The sequence below is a fragment of the Mycobacterium sp. genome (assembly GCF_025965855.1).
Classification (GTDB): domain Bacteria; phylum Actinomycetota; class Actinomycetes; order Mycobacteriales; family Mycobacteriaceae; genus Mycobacterium.
Genome location: NZ_JAOPWB010000341.1, coordinates 14,068 through 30,438, shown reverse-complemented (window position 1 = coordinate 30,438; position 16,371 = coordinate 14,068). Strand labels below are relative to the sequence as shown.

The 16,371-nt window shown below is 65.7% G+C and carries 14 protein-coding genes and 2 pseudogenes; 7 read left to right on the top strand and 9 right to left on the bottom strand.

Features of this window, described 5'->3' with window-relative positions:
* The 4 genes and pseudogenes from JWP83_RS29535 to JWP83_RS29520 form a co-directional block, all read right to left on the bottom strand.
* Positions 1-332: pseudogene (locus tag JWP83_RS29535) on the bottom strand (hypothetical protein); the annotation flags it as partial.
* Positions 333-360: 28 nt separating this feature from the next.
* Complete coding sequence (locus JWP83_RS29530) at positions 361-837, bottom strand: hypothetical protein (RefSeq protein WP_297738660.1); 477 nt, start codon at positions 835-837, stop codon at positions 361-363.
* Between the two features lie 247 nt (positions 838-1,084).
* A complete protein-coding gene (locus JWP83_RS29525; RefSeq protein ID WP_297738658.1) occupies positions 1,085-1,777 on the bottom strand; it encodes a hypothetical protein in 693 nt (230 codons plus the stop codon).
* A 164-nt stretch (positions 1,778-1,941) separates the two neighbouring features.
* Positions 1,942-3,195, bottom strand: coding sequence for a hypothetical protein (locus JWP83_RS29520; RefSeq protein ID WP_297738656.1), 1,254 nt, complete (start codon positions 3,193-3,195; stop codon positions 1,942-1,944).
* 134 nt (positions 3,196-3,329) lie between these two features.
* Here JWP83_RS29520 and JWP83_RS29515 point away from each other — a divergent pair, with 134 nt between their 5' ends.
* Positions 3,330-4,754 carry a serine/threonine-protein kinase gene (locus JWP83_RS29515; protein WP_297738654.1) on the top strand — a complete coding sequence of 475 codons (1,425 nt, stop codon included), beginning with the start codon at positions 3,330-3,332 and terminating at the stop codon, positions 4,752-4,754.
* Positions 4,755-4,817: 63 nt separating this feature from the next.
* Here the strand turns inward: JWP83_RS29515 and JWP83_RS29510 are convergent, their stop codons facing one another.
* Both JWP83_RS29510 and JWP83_RS29505 read right to left on the bottom strand, forming a co-directional pair.
* On the bottom strand, positions 4,818-5,039 hold the full coding sequence (locus JWP83_RS29510; protein WP_297738653.1) for a hypothetical protein: 222 nt from the start codon (positions 5,037-5,039) through the stop codon (positions 4,818-4,820).
* Positions 5,040-5,270: 231 nt separating this feature from the next.
* The gene (locus JWP83_RS29505) at positions 5,271-5,486 is read right to left on the bottom strand and encodes a hypothetical protein (RefSeq protein WP_297738651.1); all 216 of its coding nucleotides are present in this window, start codon (positions 5,484-5,486) and stop codon (positions 5,271-5,273) included.
* A gap of 337 nt (positions 5,487-5,823) precedes the next feature.
* Here JWP83_RS29505 and JWP83_RS29500 point away from each other — a divergent pair, with 337 nt between their 5' ends.
* From JWP83_RS29500 to JWP83_RS29485, 4 genes are all read left to right on the top strand, one after another.
* A complete protein-coding gene (locus JWP83_RS29500; protein WP_297738649.1) occupies positions 5,824-6,957 on the top strand; it encodes a BTAD domain-containing putative transcriptional regulator in 1,134 nt (377 codons plus the stop codon).
* Between the two features lie 132 nt (positions 6,958-7,089).
* Positions 7,090-7,461 (top strand): DUF732 domain-containing protein, encoded by a 372-nt coding sequence (locus JWP83_RS29495; protein WP_297738647.1) that lies wholly within the window; start codon positions 7,090-7,092, stop codon positions 7,459-7,461.
* A gap of 144 nt (positions 7,462-7,605) precedes the next feature.
* Positions 7,606-8,088 carry a DUF6636 domain-containing protein gene (locus JWP83_RS29490; RefSeq protein ID WP_297738645.1) on the top strand — a complete coding sequence of 161 codons (483 nt, stop codon included), beginning with the start codon at positions 7,606-7,608 and terminating at the stop codon, positions 8,086-8,088.
* Positions 8,089-8,252: 164 nt separating this feature from the next.
* On the top strand, positions 8,253-8,789 hold the full coding sequence (locus JWP83_RS29485; protein ID WP_297738643.1) for a hypothetical protein: 537 nt from the start codon (positions 8,253-8,255) through the stop codon (positions 8,787-8,789).
* A 59-nt stretch (positions 8,790-8,848) separates the two neighbouring features.
* On the opposite strand, the gene JWP83_RS29480 is transcribed toward JWP83_RS29485, so the two are convergent.
* On the bottom strand, positions 8,849-9,766 hold the full coding sequence (locus JWP83_RS29480) for a DMT family transporter (RefSeq protein ID WP_297738642.1): 918 nt from the start codon (positions 9,764-9,766) through the stop codon (positions 8,849-8,851).
* Positions 9,767-9,942: 176 nt separating this feature from the next.
* Positions 9,943-10,812, bottom strand: a complete 870-nt coding sequence (locus tag JWP83_RS29475) for an oxidoreductase (RefSeq protein ID WP_297738640.1) — start codon at positions 10,810-10,812, stop codon at positions 9,943-9,945.
* 233 nt (positions 10,813-11,045) lie between these two features.
* Between JWP83_RS29475 and JWP83_RS29470 the strand changes: the two genes are divergently transcribed.
* Positions 11,046-12,119 (top strand): diacylglycerol kinase family protein, encoded by a 1,074-nt coding sequence (locus tag JWP83_RS29470; RefSeq protein ID WP_297738638.1) that lies wholly within the window; start codon positions 11,046-11,048, stop codon positions 12,117-12,119.
* Positions 12,120-12,135: 16 nt separating this feature from the next.
* Here the strand turns inward: JWP83_RS29470 and JWP83_RS29465 are convergent.
* Positions 12,136-12,345, bottom strand: a pseudogene (locus JWP83_RS29465) (hypothetical protein); the annotation flags it as partial.
* A gap of 766 nt (positions 12,346-13,111) precedes the next feature.
* On the opposite strand from JWP83_RS29465, the gene JWP83_RS29460 reads away from it, so the two are divergent.
* Positions 13,112-16,363, top strand: a complete 3,252-nt coding sequence (locus tag JWP83_RS29460; protein ID WP_297738665.1) for a thioester reductase domain-containing protein — start codon at positions 13,112-13,114, stop codon at positions 16,361-16,363.
* The last annotated feature ends 8 nt before the right edge of the window (positions 16,364-16,371 follow it).

The window sequence follows — 16,371 nt, the reverse complement described above, 5'->3', positions numbered from 1 at the left end:
TGGCCGAGGTCCTTGAACGCCAACGGCTCTAGGTTATTCGTACCCGCCGCCATCTCCCATACCTGGCCGTAGTACAAGTCGAGCACGTACACGTTGTTCGCGGCGTCCACCGCCACGCCGGCGAGGTGATTGATCAACTTGCCGAAAGGAAGCTCGACTTGCGGCGCATAGGTCACGGGGTGCGGTGGCCGGATAGCGCTCGGTGCCGTCGCGCTCCGTGGCGTCGCGGTTGCCGGCGCGCCCGTGGTGGTCGTGGAACATCCCGATGTCGACACCGCCGCAGCGGCGATGCCGGCCGTCACGGCTAGGGCGATCAGTGAGCTGCGCTTCATTAATGCTCCTGACTGGTTGCAACCGATGTCATGCCCGCGGTGGCGGATAGCACTTGCCCGGCGGCCATTGCCAGAGATCGCGAACGGACTCTGGGATAGGGCACGGCTCTTCACCCGCGGCAATGGCACCGAACCCGGCGGCGATCGGAACCCAAGTCGCTGCCGGATCGCCGTCTTTGTGAAACATCATGTAGCTGTTTTGGTCCTGGAGTCGGATCCCAGCCAATTCCGACTTCGGCCCGTCGAGGGCCGCCGCCGCCCAATAAGTAGGGCTAACCGCGCTCGGCTCATAGGCGTAATAGGTCTTGCCGGGCCGCAATCCCGTGAACTCCGATGCGGGCCTGCCGGTCAGCACGGCGCCCGCCTGGACGAGCTGTGTGCGGACACCGTCGGTCACCGTGAGATTCACGGGCGAGTCGGCGCGCGCGGGGGCCGCCAAACCGAATGTTGCCGCGGCGCTTGCCATGCACATCGCAGCGACCACCGTGGTCTTCGTCGCTTTCATTCGCGTATTCCTTCTCGTTGGTGTCGGCCCTGGTGGCCGGTCACCTAAAGGCTGCGGCGGAGGCCTTGCGCGATCCTTGCGTGAATCTTGTGCCGGGTTCGCGGTGATGGATCATGACCACGCATGACTCGATCCCGTTGGGATCGCAGTTGTCGGCGAGTGCGAAGCGCGGTGATCGGACGGATGATCCGCTGGTTCCGCAGGTGGCGTCGTTGCGACAAGCTGCTCGCGAAGGGCCCGGTCCACGTCAGCCAGGTGCCTGCAGTCCGTCCCGCTCCATCGTCAGGTCGCCGCAGCTGATGCTGCTGGCCGTGGTCCATGCCGGATCTTGATCCGACATTGCGGGGACAGTGTCGGAGCGGCCGATCGTCGCCGTTTCGCCAATCAGGTCGATCTCGGTGCGGCGCACGGTCAAAAGGGGCGTGCCTTGTTCGTCCCGCAGCTGTAGCAACCCGACCAGGCGACGGCCGTCGCCGAGGTCGCTGCAACCGATGCCGTCGCCATTACCCCTCCGGTGCCCACGGTCAAACCTGAACGACGCGCCGTGCTGATCGACAACCGGGGTAATAGTGCAGCCAGACACCGCGTAGAGGATTGCCTCCCGGCCGGCGTCAACGATGATCTGATGGTTGCCGTCCTGTTGGGCGTCGATCAGCAGCGCGGAGCGCCGAATAGGGCTGGCGCTGTGTATTTCTGCCTCGCCATAGCCCCGGGCGGTAGCGATGCCGACGATCGTGTTGGTGATCCACAGCGCGGCGGGCTGGCCGTAGGCATCCCCGATATCCTTGCTCGCCGCGCCTGGCGGTGGCCCACCGGGCCCGCACCCCGCGTGTGCGATTGCGGGCGCGGCGATGACAACACCGAACGACGCAATCGCGATGGCGAGTAGAAGCCACAGCGTTCGGCTAGGTCGACGCTGATTGCCGTGGTTGGGTTTCATCTCTGGTCTCCTGCTAGGTCGATACGAGTCGTTAGCGTGGTTCGAGCCGCTGCGTGCGGCCCCTCCGCGTTAGGTACGAAAAGAGTTGGCCGGCAGGCGTTGCAGCCGATTCGCGGGACGATCTGGACGGCGAACACTTTGAATCGACGCAACAGGCCGTTTTCTCACCGCTGGCCCGGGTAGGGCACCGCATTGATGACGCCCCCGCCGTTGACCGGCGGCCCGAGCAGCACGGTCGAGGTGCCGGCCGCGGGGTTGTAGTCGATGAGTGCCTGGCCGCCCCCGCACCCGGCCCTGGCTTTGAGGTCGAGGTCGCCCCCGTTGACGCCGACCACTCCGACGCTGTCGCTTTTCACATCGGGCACCGAGACCCGCATGGTGGTGCCGTCGGCGTTGAGCTTGGCGAGGAAAATGACGCCGCACGCGCCGGCGGCCTGCAAGAAGGTGCCTGCCGGGAGCTGCCACGCGTTCAAGTCGCCGTAATCGGGGCCGTGCTGCCCGTTGTTAGGCGCGGTGAGAGCGGTCGGTGTCCCGCCGTCGATCGGCACCTGCCACAGCTGGGACCCGGCGGAGCTCTCGCAGCGGGTGAGGGCGATGGTCGAGCCCGGGTCCCACCAGCGCAGCGGCGTGCAGTTCTTCTGCCCGGCGATTGGCACCGCCTTGCCGGGAGTCCCGTCGTTTCCCATGAGGGCGAGGCCGGAGGCCGTGCCCAGCACGAGCTGTGTGCCGTCCGGTGTGGCCAGGTATCCGTTGACGTCCTGCCCCACCGGGTAGGTCAGCTGGTGGTTGCCGGCAAGGTCGACTCGTTCGATTGAACCGGGCTTCGGGCCCTTCCATTTGTACAGGAGCACCGCCTTGCCGTCGGGGCGGGTGTAGCGCGGGTTGACGCCGGTGCGTTCGACGGTGAACGTGGTCTTCGCGCCGTTGCGCAGCTCGACCTCGGTGAGGACCGTCCGGTCCTTCTCGTCCGTGGAGAACAGGGCGCGGGTTCCGTCGCCCGACCAGTCGACCAGCTTCGGGCTGTCACCGTCGCCCGGCGGTGGGAAGGTGGTGATCGGGTAGCGGCCACCCGCCGGGTCGACCAGATACAGCGTCGTGGTGGCCATCTGCCAGGTCGGTGCACCGGGGGGTGCTGTCTCGCCGGGATGCAAGCCCGGAGCCGGGCTCCACACGGCGAGCATCCAGCCGGGACCGACCTGCGACCAGGGGACGGCCCCGAGGGGGGCCTCGACGCCGTGGGCCGCCATGGGCTGAGAATTTTCGGGTTCGGCGTGCGCGGCTGGCGTCAGAGTGAGCGTTGCAGCGGCCGCCGCCATTGCCATCAGCGAGAACATTGCGCGGGACGTGGTGGTCATGTCGGGCTCCTGGGGAAACGTGTCCGGGTCTTGCCGCCCGGTCACGTAGAGGTTGCGGAGCACACCTTGCGCGCTTCTTGCGTGAATCTTGCGCCGGGTCGCCGACCAGCCCGTGATGGTTCTCGCAGCAAATAGCTGCATCGCTCGGCCGCCAGGGGAGATACTGCGTCGGTACCCGAGAAATTGAGGCGGTGGCGGTGGACGCGCGCGTCGGTACGACGTTCGGCAAGTACAACATCACGCGCCTGCTCGGCAGGGGCGGCGGCGGGATGGTGTACGAAGCCTATGACACCGGCAAAGGGCGAACCGTCGCGCTGAAGATACTCGCCGCAGAGTTTTCGACCAACGACACGTTTCGGACCAGGTTCCAGCGCGAGTCCCAGGCGGCGGCGATGCTGCAGGAACCGCACGTCATTCCGATTCACGACTGGGGCGAGATTGACGGCAGTCTCTACATCGACATGCGCATGGTGCAGGGGCAGACGCTTCTCGACCTGATCGCGGAGGGTCCGCTGGCGCCCGCGCGGGCGGTGGCCATCATCAGTCAGGTCGCCGCCGCTCTGGACGCGGCACACGCCGAGGGATTGATTCATCGCGACGTCAAGCCGCAGAACATCATCGTCACCCCTGCGGATTTCGTGTATCTCGTCGACTTCGGAATCGCTCAGACCAAAGGCGACCCGCGGCTGACGACCGTTGGGACTCAGATCGGCACGTTGAATTACATGGCACCAGAACGGTTTAACGACAAGGCGACCACACCCACTGTCGACGTCTATTCGCTGGCGTGCGTGTTGTACGAGTCGCTGACCGGACACGCCCCGTTCGCCGGTGACAGCCTTGAGCACCTGGTGGCGGCCCACCTCGCGTTGCCGCCCCCGCGACCGAGCGTGGCTAATCGGCGCGTTCCCGCAGCGCTCGACGAAGTCGTCACCCGCGGCATGGCCAAACACCCCGACGAGCGGTACGGAACCGCGGGCGGCCTCGCCCGCGCGGCGCAGCGCGCAGTGGGAAGCTCGGCGGCCGATGCGGACGGCACTCGACCATTCGCGGCCGGTGTCCCGTCAAAGCGAGAGGCCGCGGCCTCCGGCGGCGCGACGGACGAACTCACCCCAGCGGAGCCTCGTGACCGCGGTTCACGCGAACCCCGGCGGAGATGGGTGCTGCCGACCGTGATCGGGGTAGCGGCGGCCCTGATTCTCGCGGGCATCGGTGCCGTCGTCGGCCTCATCGCGCACTGGCCGACCGCACAACAGCAGACCCCGCCCGCGCGCGCTGCACAGCCCCCATTGATAACGGGACCCGACCTGAGCAGCCTCCACCAGTCCTGTGATCAAGGCTTCTCCCTGCCTACAGCCGAGGGCTTCGGCGCCCACGCCGGACGCGGGACTCCCGAAACCTCATGCCTTTTCGCCAACAGCGTGCTGACGTCGTACTGGGCTGAATACGGCAACGCCAGCCCGCTACCGCGGGCGGTCTCCGCGCCGGGCGCCGTTGACTGCAAGACGGTTCCCGGCGCTCTGTGCAACGGCTCCAACTTCCTCATGCACTGCCAGCAGCACTCGGGAGACGGCTGGATCACCTGCATCGGTGGCAGCAGCGCGCGCGTGTACCTGTGGTGAGTGGGCGGGTCTCCCGCGTTCAGGGACCGCATCGGCCGACCGGGAGTGCCGCTAAGTGTGCGGTCAGCCATGTTGTGATGTCGTTGAGCGCGGCGTGCCGTCATCGAACTTCCCCGAGCCCGGCTGTGCGGCCAGCGCGACGGCGATCCTTCCTTTTGGGGCGGGCAGCACACCCAGCTGCCGTACCAGATAGCCCCCCGGTGGTGATGGGCCCCCACCGCCTTTGAACTCGGCGTCCGGTACCGTGCCGATGGCCCACCTCTGGTCCGGTACGACCCGGCTCATTAGTGCGAAGATCGGCGTGTTTGCGTTGTCGCAGAACGCAACTGAAATGAACCGCTCTTGATCGGTCAGCGACCAGTCCGTCTGACCGAACGCAGGGAATTCCGGGAGCACTTTTTGCGGCTGGACGGTCGTGAAGTCGCCCGTTTGCCTCAGGACGGCTTCGATCTTGCGCGCGGCGGTGACGGGCTCTCTCAGACTTGCCCAGATCGATTCCGCCGCCGCGTTGTCGGATTAGGTGATGGCAGCGGTCATCGCGTCGGTGACCGAATGCGGGTTCTCTTCACGCAGTGCCGCGATGATCAACGGAACCTTGATCGTTGACCAGGCGGGTCCACTTTTCCAGCTTCCCAAGGTGATTGGTGCGTGCCCGTTGCCGACGGGGCTGACCGCGACGCCCACCGCCACGTGCAGCTTCGTTTCCGATTGGGCGAAGTCGGCGGCCAGCATGGCCGCCGCCGTGGGTGGCGCCGCCTTGTGGGTGCCCGGTGGTATCCGACTACGCCTGCCGCCAGCCCCGTCGTCGCAACCACTGCGACGCCGGCGATCAGCCGCACATCCCGACTGGGGCGTTCGTTATGCATGGCTGTTCCGGGGCTTACGTGCGGTGCGAGATCGGGTAGCGCTGCGGCGTCACGCCTCGACCATCGAGCACCGGCCGGTGGCTGTCAGCGAGGTCGCGATGGAAAACCGGATGTTCGTTACCTACCGCAAACGCGGGCCGACGACCCACAATAGGTCTTGAAGGGTCCTGAAGCATTGCTGAGCTGAAGGGATTGCTACCGCGATGGCCCACAGCGCACTTCGGTTTGGGGTGTTGGGACCGTTGCAGGCCAGCGCCAACGGCGCCGACCTGCCGTTGGGCGCGGCAAAGCAGCGGGCGGTGCTGGCCATACTGCTAATAAATCGAAATCGCATCGTTCCCGTTGACTCGTTGATCGATGCGGTGTGGCAGGAGCAGCCACCGCCAGAGGCGCGCGGGAGCCTGCATGCGCACATATCCAGGCTCCGCCGACTGGTGAGCGATGCCGGCGTAGATCCCGCCGCCATTGTGGTCAGCGCCCGCCCGGGGTATCGGCTCAACGTGCCCGACGAGGCTTGCGACCTCGGCCGCTTCGCGATCGAACAAAAAGCGGGGATTGGGGCGGCGGCGGGCGGCCGATTCGAAGAGGCCAGCGCCCACCTGTCGGCCGCGCTGTCCGAATGGCGCGGCCCGGTGCTCGAGGATTTGCGCGACTTCCCCTTCGTCGACGCCTTGGCCGCGGCGCTGGTGGAGGACAAGCTGGTGGCGCTGACCGCGCGGGCGGAAGCCGAGATAGCTTGTGGGCGAACTCATTCGATAATCAGTGAGCTCGAGACGCTGGCGGCCGAGCACCCCTACCGGGAACCGCTGTGGGCACAGCTGATAACCGCCTACTACCATGCGGAACGCCAGTACGATGCACTCGAAACGTACGGGCGGCTGAAGACGACGCTCGCCGACGATCTCGGCATCGACCCCGGTCCGACCTTGCGAGGGCTTCACCAGCGAATCCTTCGCCAAGAGCCGCTGGACATCAAATACGCCGCCCGCGCCACGGCTAAACGTGCTGCCGCGACCATGCAGCGGCGCACCGAAGTTGCCCCTGGGTCCGCCGTCGCACAGCTGCGCGACGCCGACGGACGTCGTTATCCGCTGAGAGGAACCACCACCCGGATCGGTCGCCTCTCCGACAATGACGTCGTCCTCGACGACGACACTGTGAGCCGCCACCATGCGGTGATCGTCGACACCGGAAACAGCTTTGTCATTACGGATCTGCAGTCAGCCAATGGAGTCGATGTCGTGGGCCAGCGGGTTCGCACCAGCGCGATGCTGGCCGACGGTGACCGCATTTGCATCTGCGGCCACGAATTCACCTTCGAAATTTGTGGACGCTGATCTAAGCGCACATAGCGGTGCCCACGAGGTAGGCGCGCAAGAATTCGACAAGGATTGTGTCAGAACTCGGCAACCCTGCAGGCGAATTCTGAACTCCCGTAAGGCCAATCCACCGAACAGGAGTGCATCGCCATGTTGATTTCTCATCCCCTCAAGCCCGTCGTCGGGACCGCCATTGCCGCCGCCGCGCTCGGCCTAGCCACTTTGGTCGGCGCCGGCCCCGCCCACGCCGGCACGGCGGACGATCAGTTTTTGGACGCCCTGCACCAGCAAGGCATCGGCTTCGGGAACGCGCAGTCGGCCATCAACGTCGCCCACCACGTCTGCGATGCTCTCGGCCAGGGCATGGAGCCCAGCCAGATCAGCCAGCAGCTGGCCGGCCATAACCCCCAAATCGACCGGCAGACCGCCGTGCTCCTCACGGTCGACTCGGCGCAGTCCTACTGCCCGCAATACGTGCACCGGATGGCCAACGGCGCGACGGTGGTAGGCCCGAATCACTGACGCGCCTCAGGAACGCGCAAGGATTTGCCAAGGCGTCTTGCCAGACTCTTTGCATGAACGCCGTCACAGCCGGGCACAGCTAACGACCCGCGCCGGCACGGCACCCCCAGACCCCCGAGATGTCCGTCCGGAAAGGACACCCACATGACCACAATTTCGTACGGCCAGCGGGCCATGACAATCACAAAGCTCGCGCTGATCGCCACGGCGACTGTTGCGGCAACCATGGGCTTGGCGGGCACCGCACAGGCAGATGAGGAGATCGATTTTCGATCCCCGTCGGGAGACATCCTCTGCGCCATGTCACGGGGGCATGACATCAACGACCAGGCGCACTACGGCAAAGGCGCGGTCGCATGCCAGGTCTCGAATCACAGCTATCCCCAGCCACCGCTGCCGGATTGTCCTGTCGCGGGGCGTGAATACGATCTCGACCAGGGCACCCCGGCATCCCTGGGCTGTCAGGGGGGTGTGGTCGTTGATCCCCCACCACCGACGCTCGCCTATGGCCAAACCCGGTCTGTCGGCACGATCGCCTGCGACGTTGAGCCATCGGGGGTGACGTGCACCGACAGCAGCACCGGTCACTTCCTCCATCTCTCGCGCGATTCCTACGAGCTGGGGTGACGACAGTGACACTGATGGACGCGACCAATAATCACCTCAACCGAGGCGGACCCAATATGTGCGCCGCGGTTTCGCACCGGCGGGGGCTGCTTCAGTCCCAGGCCGTCAAGCTGATTGGCCTTCTGTCGGCCGTCGCAGTGGCCGCCTGTGCGCACACAACAGAGATGTCCAAAACCAGTCCGGCGACCACGGTGCCCACGCTCGGCAGGGGCGCGGTCACGTTCGAGTACTTGCAGCGCGCGCCCGTGCCGGCGCTGTGCGAGCACGATCCAGGCGAACTGAGAAACGGGCAATTGCCGCCACAAGAGGGGCATCCCGGAAACGTCGGGATCGCGTTGAACTACAACACCGGCGCCTACAAGGTGGCGTTTGGCGACCTGACGGGGGGCGGAGGCGACGCCGCTATGGTCATCCACTGCAATGCCGGTGGGGTTGGGTGGCCGGAGACTGTGCAGCTCTATACGGCGGGCCCGCAGCTCGAAACCGCCGGGCCCAGGCGGCTAGGTGGAATGGACCTCAGCGACCTTACCCACAGCCGTGAAGTCGTGACCGATCTGTCCATCTCGGACCGTGTCGCACATGTCACGTGGATGGCCAACGGTCCAAATGATGGCGAATGTTGTCCGACCGTGAAGATGATGGCCGACCTGCGTTGGGACGGTTCCACAGTAGTTGCCCAGAACGTGCGCCGAGTCAACTAGCCGTCAGCGAGATCTCGCCGACGGGCACGGTCCAGGCGCGCCCGGGGACCGTCAGCCGCTCAAGCTTGCGACGCCGCCTTCGGCCGGTCGGTTATTTTCACATCGCGCCCGGCACCGGCCGCCATGGTCGCGGCCTCACCCCGGGCCAAACCGACGGTCGCAGCGATCACCACCACCGCCGCCACCGCCAGCACAAACCATTCGGTGCCGTCGGCGCGCAATGTCTCGCCGAGCAGGGTGACTCCGAGCACGCCGGCCACTACCGGCTTCGCGACGATGATCGTGGGCAGGGAGGCGGTCAGCGCGCCGGCGCGATAGGCCGACTGATGAAAGATCATTCCGGCGACGCCGGCGAACACCCAGGCATACAGCTCGGGGGTGTGCCACACCTGGCCGGCGTCGTTTTCGATCACGTCGACGACGCCCTTCATCAGCACCGAGAACACCGCCAGCAACGAACCCGCCACCGCCGCCAACAGCAATGCCACGGCCGGGCGGTCCGACCAGATCCGGGCGCCCAGCAAAAACAACAGCAGCGGCGGGGCCATCACGATGGCCACTACTAGCCAAGCTCCCAGCGAGCCGCGCTCCTGGCCGCCCGCCGGTTGCCCGACCGCGATCACGACCGCCAGCGCCGCGGCCAGCAAGACCGCCGACAGCCACTCGCCGCGGGTTACCCGGTGGCGCGTCACGCGCGCGTAGATGGGTAGGGCGAACAGCAGCGCCGTCACCTGGAGCGACATGACCAACAACACCGAGCCCTCGTCAAGGGCCCAGGCAAGCAGGAGGTAACTGGAAATGTCTCCCAGGCCGCCCAGCCACCACCGCTTGTCACGCAGCAACATGCCAAACAGCGTCAAGTGGCCGACCGGTTTGTCGGTGACCTCCTGCGCGGAGCGCTGACGGATCACGTTGCCAACCGCGGACGCCAGCGCGGCGCACAGGGCGAGAATCACCGCTTCATGCGCGCCTGACACGGCATTGACCTCCTCACGCACCGCACTCGCGCTTGCGTTGCGGCCGGTGCATCGCGTCCGTTAGCTGTGCCCCGATGAACCCGCGCCGAAACCGCCCGATTGGCTATTTGAATAATCTAGTCGCGGCTCGCGCAGGGCGCGCGTCGTGACAGCACGGCCGGCGCCCGGCGGGCGCCTCAGAACGGGAATTTCGCGCCAGTGAGCTGTTCGGACAGCTCCCAGAGCGCGGCGGCGGTGGTTGCGCGCTTAGCCGGCCAGTTTCGCCAGGTCGGCTGACTGCGACCGTAGATGCCGAATCTTGGGCCGACAAACGTATTGCCCGGTAGGTCCTGCGACGCGGCGTACAACGTTTGCCGCCCGCCGAAGCCGGCATCGGTGGACACGATGCGGTCGACGGCCAACACCAGAGCGTCGCCCAATTTGCGACCGGAGTTGCCTTGCAGGTTGGTGTGCGACCAGCCGGGGTGGGCGGCCAGCGCGCGCAGCGAAGAACCGACCGTATCCAAACGCCGCTGCAACTCGCTCGCGAACAGCAGGTTGGCCAGCTTCGACTGGCCGTAGGCCAGCCACGCCGAATACGGCCGTGACTGCCAGTTCAGGTCTTTGAGGCTGATGTAGCCGATGTGATGCAGCAGCGAGGACACCGTCACCACGCGGTCGGTGAGCCTGGGCAGCAGCAGGTTGGTCAACGCGAAATGACCGAGGTGATTGGTGCCGATCTGGCTCTCGAACCCGTCGACGGTGTCCGCGCGTTTGGTGGCCATGATGCCGGCGTTGTTGACGAGGACGTCGACATTGTCGATGTGGTCGGCAAAGCGTCGCACCGAGGAGAGGTCCTGCAGGTCGAGTTGGCGCACCTGGACTTGGCCGGTCATTCGCTCGGCGGCGTCGTGACCCTTCTCGGTGTTGCGCACTGCCAGGATGACGTGGGCACCGACCCGGGCCAACTCCCGGGCGGTCACCTCGCCCAGACCCCCGCTGGCACCGGTGACGATGGCGGTACGTCCCGCGAACGACGGCAGATCTGCTGCGGTCCAACCAGGCATGGCAGCCACCCTAGCCTCGAAATCGCAAGGGCCATCCCGGGCAATGCTTTTGGCGGTTTCGCCTCGGCGACGGCGGCATCAGAACCCGGTGCAGACGGGGCAATAGCGACCATGCGGCGTTTCGCGTCAGCTCGCCCACGCCGGCGTCGCGGGTATCGTGCGGTCATGGCCAGCGAAATCCCAAGTGGGCGCCCCAGGCGCTCGTCGAGCTGGCGTGGCTCGGGGATCCGCCCATGTATCTAGGGGTCATCGTCAATCTGCTCGCGCGCAAGAATCTTGCGGCGCGGCACGATGTCAGCGCCGACATGCGCCGCATTGTCGGCCCGTGGGGTGAGGTGCACGAAACCACCTCCGAGGAGGACCTGCGCAACACCGTGGAGCAGCTTTTTCCACGGGTCAGCCACCTGATCAGCGACGGCGGCGACGGATCGCTGAACTGGTTGATCAACGAAACCCAGCAATGCGTCAATGATCCGGACCGCTGGCCGACATTCGTGCCCAGCAATGGTGGCAGCGTTAACGCCGTCGCGCGCAAGGCGCGAGTGCGGGGGCGGCCCGAAGCGATTCTGCGCGCTCTGGTCGCTGCGGCCGTGACGGATCAGCCTCCGCCCGAAATGCTCCTGGACACCCTGGCGCTCGACGGCGAAACCGCGGACGGCGCGAAGTTTTACCGGCTCTGCTTTGGCCTGGCCGCCGGGGGAGTCGGAAACCGGTTCTACGACAAGTACTACGACAACCACACTCATGGCCGGGCGGACGTCCTTCGAGTGATGGCTCGCTCATTCGGCGACTATGTGAGCAACAAGGTTGTCCCCGGGCACTCGAACAAGTCCAACTATGCGACCCGCCTGTTCGCTCCGACGCACGCGCGCGTGGTAATCGACGGCGCGGAGGTCCCGACACGAACACACACGTTGCTGCACGCCGGTGCAATCGACCTCCATATCGGCGCCGGTTTCCGGCTCTTCCCGAAAGCGTCCGAACCTGGCGCGCTGCACTTCCAGGCCGGCAACCTGAGGCCCTCGAAGATCATCGCGCACCTGCCCACGGCGCTCCGCAACGGGACGCTTCGCGGTGATCAGGTACGCGATGGCAATGGCCAAGAGATGATCATCGAGGCCGAGGACGAGCCGCTGTCGCCGATCATCGACGGCGAGCGCTTCGACGGCATCGTCAGGCTTGTGGCCCGCGCCGGGCCACGCATCCGCATCGCCCGGGTCGGTCGTCAACTACCGTCCGCGCTCGAAGCGCGGCCGCTACGTGACGCAATGTCGCGCGGGATCGATCCACAGGGTTCCAATCCCTGACAACAGGCGTGCTGCGTTACCGCCTGGCCTGGATGGTGCGCGTGATCTGGGCGGCGAGTTTGGGATCGTGGAGTAGTTGGTCGACCAGCGTGGCGAGGACCTCTTGTCCAGTCACACGGGCGACGCCGATGCGGTCGGCGGCTTCTCGCTGCCAGATGTCAAGGGCTCGGTGCTGGGCGGGTAGCAGGTCGACCGTTCGTCGTGTTCGAGGATTACGTGTTCGTCCGACCCCGAAGGGTTCGGTCGGCGCCGCCGCCATGCGGTCTGGAGTGCTCATCGCAGGTGACTCTCTCGTCGTAACCGGTACGCGCTCAATCAGTAAGTCAGTTTCAGTATATGCGTAGATTATGAGTCCTGCCGGTGTCGCGCTGCCCCGTGGTGGGTGGAGGCCGTGTGGCCAGGCGTACCGCGGCGCTCTTAACTGCCCTGCCGAAGACCGGTTGCTCTCGGCGTCTGTTGGGCCGCGTGGGGACTGGTACGGGCGCACACGGCGCCGAAGGTGCCACGGGACCCCATTTCGCTCGTGCTTCGAATGCCCGTTGCCTAGTGTCGGGCCTTTTGCGTCATAGAAAATAAACCCCTGTAGGACACCGGTATTTGAAAAAGGACCTTTTAGCCGCATTATCAGAACGTCCGTCAATATTCGGCTCGGGCGCAGGCGCGGTCATTGTCTACGGAATCTTGCATGTCCGTAGGTCAGTATCGCAGTATCTCCGCTCTACGTGGATCTATCCTAACTCTCAATGTACTGAGTTACTGATACCAGTATCGACGAATGTTAATCTCGACTCGTAAAAAATAGCCTTATGCCCGGGCCCACTTGTGCGGTGGATCACGTATAGCCTGTGAAATTAATCTGCAGCGCCAAAATAGCTTTGCTTGAGATTGATTGGCGGCGCTATCGTGGCTTTAGGAATTGTGATGTAGCGAGTTGTTGTATTGGCTTTGGTTCAAGACCGACCATCGACCTGGAAGGGGGCGTGAGTCCTACGATGGAGACGCTTATCGATTACTTGCGGATGTGGGAAGCGCGGAGACCGGACCAGACCCTCTACCGGTTCGTCGACGCCAATGGTCGTGAGCTCGAGCGCTACACCTACCAGAGTTTCGACGAGCGGACGCGAGAGCTGGCCGCCTGCCTGTCTAGAGAGGCCGGGCTCCGGCCGGGAGAGCGGGCGCTGCTGGTTTATCCGCCCGGTCTGGAGATGGTGGCCGCGTTCTTCGCTTGCGCGCGCATCGGGGTGATCGCCGTGCCGGTCAGCCCGCCTCTGCCCATGTCGTTCGAAGCGGGGCTGGCCAAGCTCAGCTTCATTGCGCGGGACTGCCAGGCCAAGGCGGTGCTGTCGACCAAGCAACTCGAGTCCGACTTCCGCCAGCTGCTTGGCCACCGACAGGGCGCGCTGCCCTGGCCGGACGCCGAACGGCTCCCGGAGCTGCCGTGGGTCGCGACGGATGGCACGCAGGACTTTGGCGGCGACCACGTGGCGGACACGCCTGGCCGAGTGCTCTTCTTGCAGTACACGTCCGGTTCCACTAGCGATCCCAAGGGCGTGATCGTGAGCCACGCCAACGTCATCGCCAACAGCACGTCTATCGGACAGTCGCCGGTGGGCGTTAGCTGGCTCCCGCAGCACCACGACATGGGCTTGATCTCCGCTTACTTGTTCGTGTTAGTGCGCGGCGGGACCACGCATGGGATGTCACCGCTTGACTTCCTGAATCGGCCATCGACCTGGCTCCGGCTCATCAGCCAGGTGCACGGCACCGATACGCCAGCGCCGAACTTCGCCCTTGAGTACTGCCTGCGCGAGGACAAGCTCCCCACCTCCGAGCTGGCCGGGATCGAACTCAGCAGTCTGGACAGCGTATTCGTCGGGGCGGAGCCTGTCCGGGCCAAGACCTTCGCACGCTTCCGGCAGCGCTTCGCCGCCTACGGTCTGCGACCCGGCGCGCTGGTCGGTGCTTACGGCTTGGCTGAAAACACCCTGGCCGTGTCCGGGCGGGGACGCCAGACGCTGGCTCTCAACAAGCGGGCGCTGGAGAAGAATCTCGCGCGGGTCGAAAAGGCCCTACCCGACAACAACAACCAGGCCCCAGTGGTTAGCTGCGGCAAGCCCGTTGCCGGGAACGTGGTCCGAATCGTCGATCCTCAAACGAAGCGGGCCCTGGGCGACGGCCGGGTCGGCGAGATTTGGGTGGACGGACCCTCCAAAGGAGGCGGCTACTGGCAGCGCCCCGAGGCGACCGCGGAGACCTTCGGTGCCCGTATCAGCGGCGATGAAGAACACACCTATCTACGGACGGGCGATCTGGGCTTTCTGTATGAGGGCGAGCTGTTCGTCTGCGGCCGGACGAAGGACCTGATCATCGTCCGCGGCGTCAACTGCTACCCGTCGGACATCGAGGCCATCGTGGAGCAGTCGGCCGCGCAAGTACGTCACGGCTGTGTCGCCGCCTTCTCGGTCGAGCGCGAGGACCAGGAAGCGCTGGCCGTGGTGGCCGAGGTGCGGGACGAGCGCGACCTCCCGGACGGCAAGGCCCTGGCGCGAGCGATCCGTAGGCACTGCCACATCGATCCGCACACGATCGTGTTCGCGCCGCCCCGCAGCATTCCCAAGACCACCTCGGGGAAGGTCAGGCGCGCGCAGACCCGCCAGCTCTGGCTGGACGACAAGCTGCCCGCGCTGGCGAGCTGGGTTAACCAGACGGCCTACCACACCCACGAAAGGCCGGACGCCAGCGCGGGCCCCCTGGATCGCTTCCGCCATCTCATCGAGAGCTACGACCTCACCGGGCAGGAGGACTGCTCCTTTGCCGATCTCGGGATCGACTCGCTGGCCCTGGCCGAGTTCCGCGCGGACCTGCAGGCCCTGCTCGAAGAGCACGGCGCGGGGGAGCTGGCCGAGGAGGTCAACACCCGCCTGCTCCAGCGCCTGACGGTCGCCGAGTTCTTCCGGCTGATGCGGCAGTTCGGTGAGGGGTCCGAGCAGCCACTGGAGGCGCTGCGGCAGGCGCTGGATCAGATTTCGGCGGAGTACGAGGCGCACGAGACCGCGCAGATGCGCGCCGACGCGCGGCTGCCCCTGCCGGCACTGCCGCCGGCGCGACCAGGCGCGTCAAGCGGCATCCTGGTGACCGGAGCGACGGGGTTCCTGGGACCGTTTCTGGTGAACAGCCTGCTCGCCCAGACCTCCTACACCCTCCACGCGCTGGTCCGCGCCACGGATGCGGCCCACGGCCTGGACCGGATCATCGCCTCGCTGCACCGGGCGCAGCTATGGTCCCCGGCTCTCGAGGCCGAGGTCCGGGCGCGGGTGCGCGTGGTCTGCGGGGACCTCGCCGAGCCTCACCTCGGAATCGGTGAGGCGGGGTTCCAACGACTGGCTGAGAGCGTTGACGCCATCGTCCACAACGGCGCCTTGGTCAATTACGTCCGGACGTACGACGCCCTGCGGCCCGCCAACGTGGTCGGCACGCGGGATCTGTTGCGTCTGGCCATGACTGGGCACCGGAAGGCCTTCCACCTGGTCTCCAGCACGTTCATTTACGGCTGGAGCACGGAGCCGGTAGTGGGGGAGTGGGATGCCAACGCGAAGATGAGCGGCCTTGACTTCGGCTATTCACAGACCAAGTGGGTCGCCGAGCAGTTGGTGTTGGCGGCGCAGCGGCAAGGACTCGACGTGCGTATCTACCGGCCCTCGCTGATCTCGCCCACGCGAGCGGGCTTTGGGAGCCAGGACGACATCCTGGTGCGCCTCATGGCGTTCATGATCGAGCACGGGCTGGCGGTCAACGCGCTCAACCAGTTGAGCCTGCTGCCGGCAGACCTGATTGCGGATCACATCGTCGCGTTGATGGACCTCCCCGCCGAGGCAGGCAGCGTTTTCAATATGACAGCGGATGACTACTACAACCTGACGGACATCACGCGGATCCTGTCCGAACGCCACGGCTACCGCTTCACCTACCATGACATCCCGTCCTTCACCGAGCAGGTGAACCGCCTGTGCGCGCCGCGGGATCCGCTTTATCCGCTGGTGGATTTCCTCATCCGCTCGGCCGACAAGATCGCGGCGATGCGGGACAAGCGTTACGACAACATCCAATACCGGCACGCGCGCGCGCTGGCCAAGGTCCATCTGCGAGAACCGGCCCTGACGAAGACGGTCGACAGTCTCGTGCGTTTCTTGCGGCGCGAGCATCTGATCAGCGAGGCTGATGCTGAGGCGCAACGCAGTGCGTAGTGATTTCA

Coding starts and splice junctions, on each gene's coding strand:
- JWP83_RS29505 (WP_297738651.1), bottom strand. CDS start 5,486: ATGCTGGCCGCCGACTTCGCCCAATCGGAAACGAAGCTGCACGTGGCG.
- JWP83_RS29500 (WP_297738649.1), top strand. CDS start 5,824: ATGGCCCACAGCGCACTTCGGTTTGGGGTGTTGGGACCGTTGCAGGCC.
- JWP83_RS29485 (WP_297738643.1), top strand. CDS start 8,253: ATGTCCAAAACCAGTCCGGCGACCACGGTGCCCACGCTCGGCAGGGGC.
- JWP83_RS29495 (WP_297738647.1), top strand. CDS start 7,090: ATGTTGATTTCTCATCCCCTCAAGCCCGTCGTCGGGACCGCCATTGCC.
- JWP83_RS29530 (WP_297738660.1), bottom strand. CDS start 837: ATGAAAGCGACGAAGACCACGGTGGTCGCTGCGATGTGCATGGCAAGC.
- JWP83_RS29510 (WP_297738653.1), bottom strand. CDS start 5,039: ATGAGCCGGGTCGTACCGGACCAGAGGTGGGCCATCGGCACGGTACCG.
- JWP83_RS29490 (WP_297738645.1), top strand. CDS start 7,606: ATGACCACAATTTCGTACGGCCAGCGGGCCATGACAATCACAAAGCTC.
- JWP83_RS29525 (WP_297738658.1), bottom strand. CDS start 1,777: ATGAAACCCAACCACGGCAATCAGCGTCGACCTAGCCGAACGCTGTGG.
- JWP83_RS29460 (WP_297738665.1), top strand. CDS start 13,112: ATGGAGACGCTTATCGATTACTTGCGGATGTGGGAAGCGCGGAGACCG.
- JWP83_RS29475 (WP_297738640.1), bottom strand. CDS start 10,812: ATGCCTGGTTGGACCGCAGCAGATCTGCCGTCGTTCGCGGGACGTACC.
- JWP83_RS29470 (WP_297738638.1), top strand. CDS start 11,046: ATGTATCTAGGGGTCATCGTCAATCTGCTCGCGCGCAAGAATCTTGCG.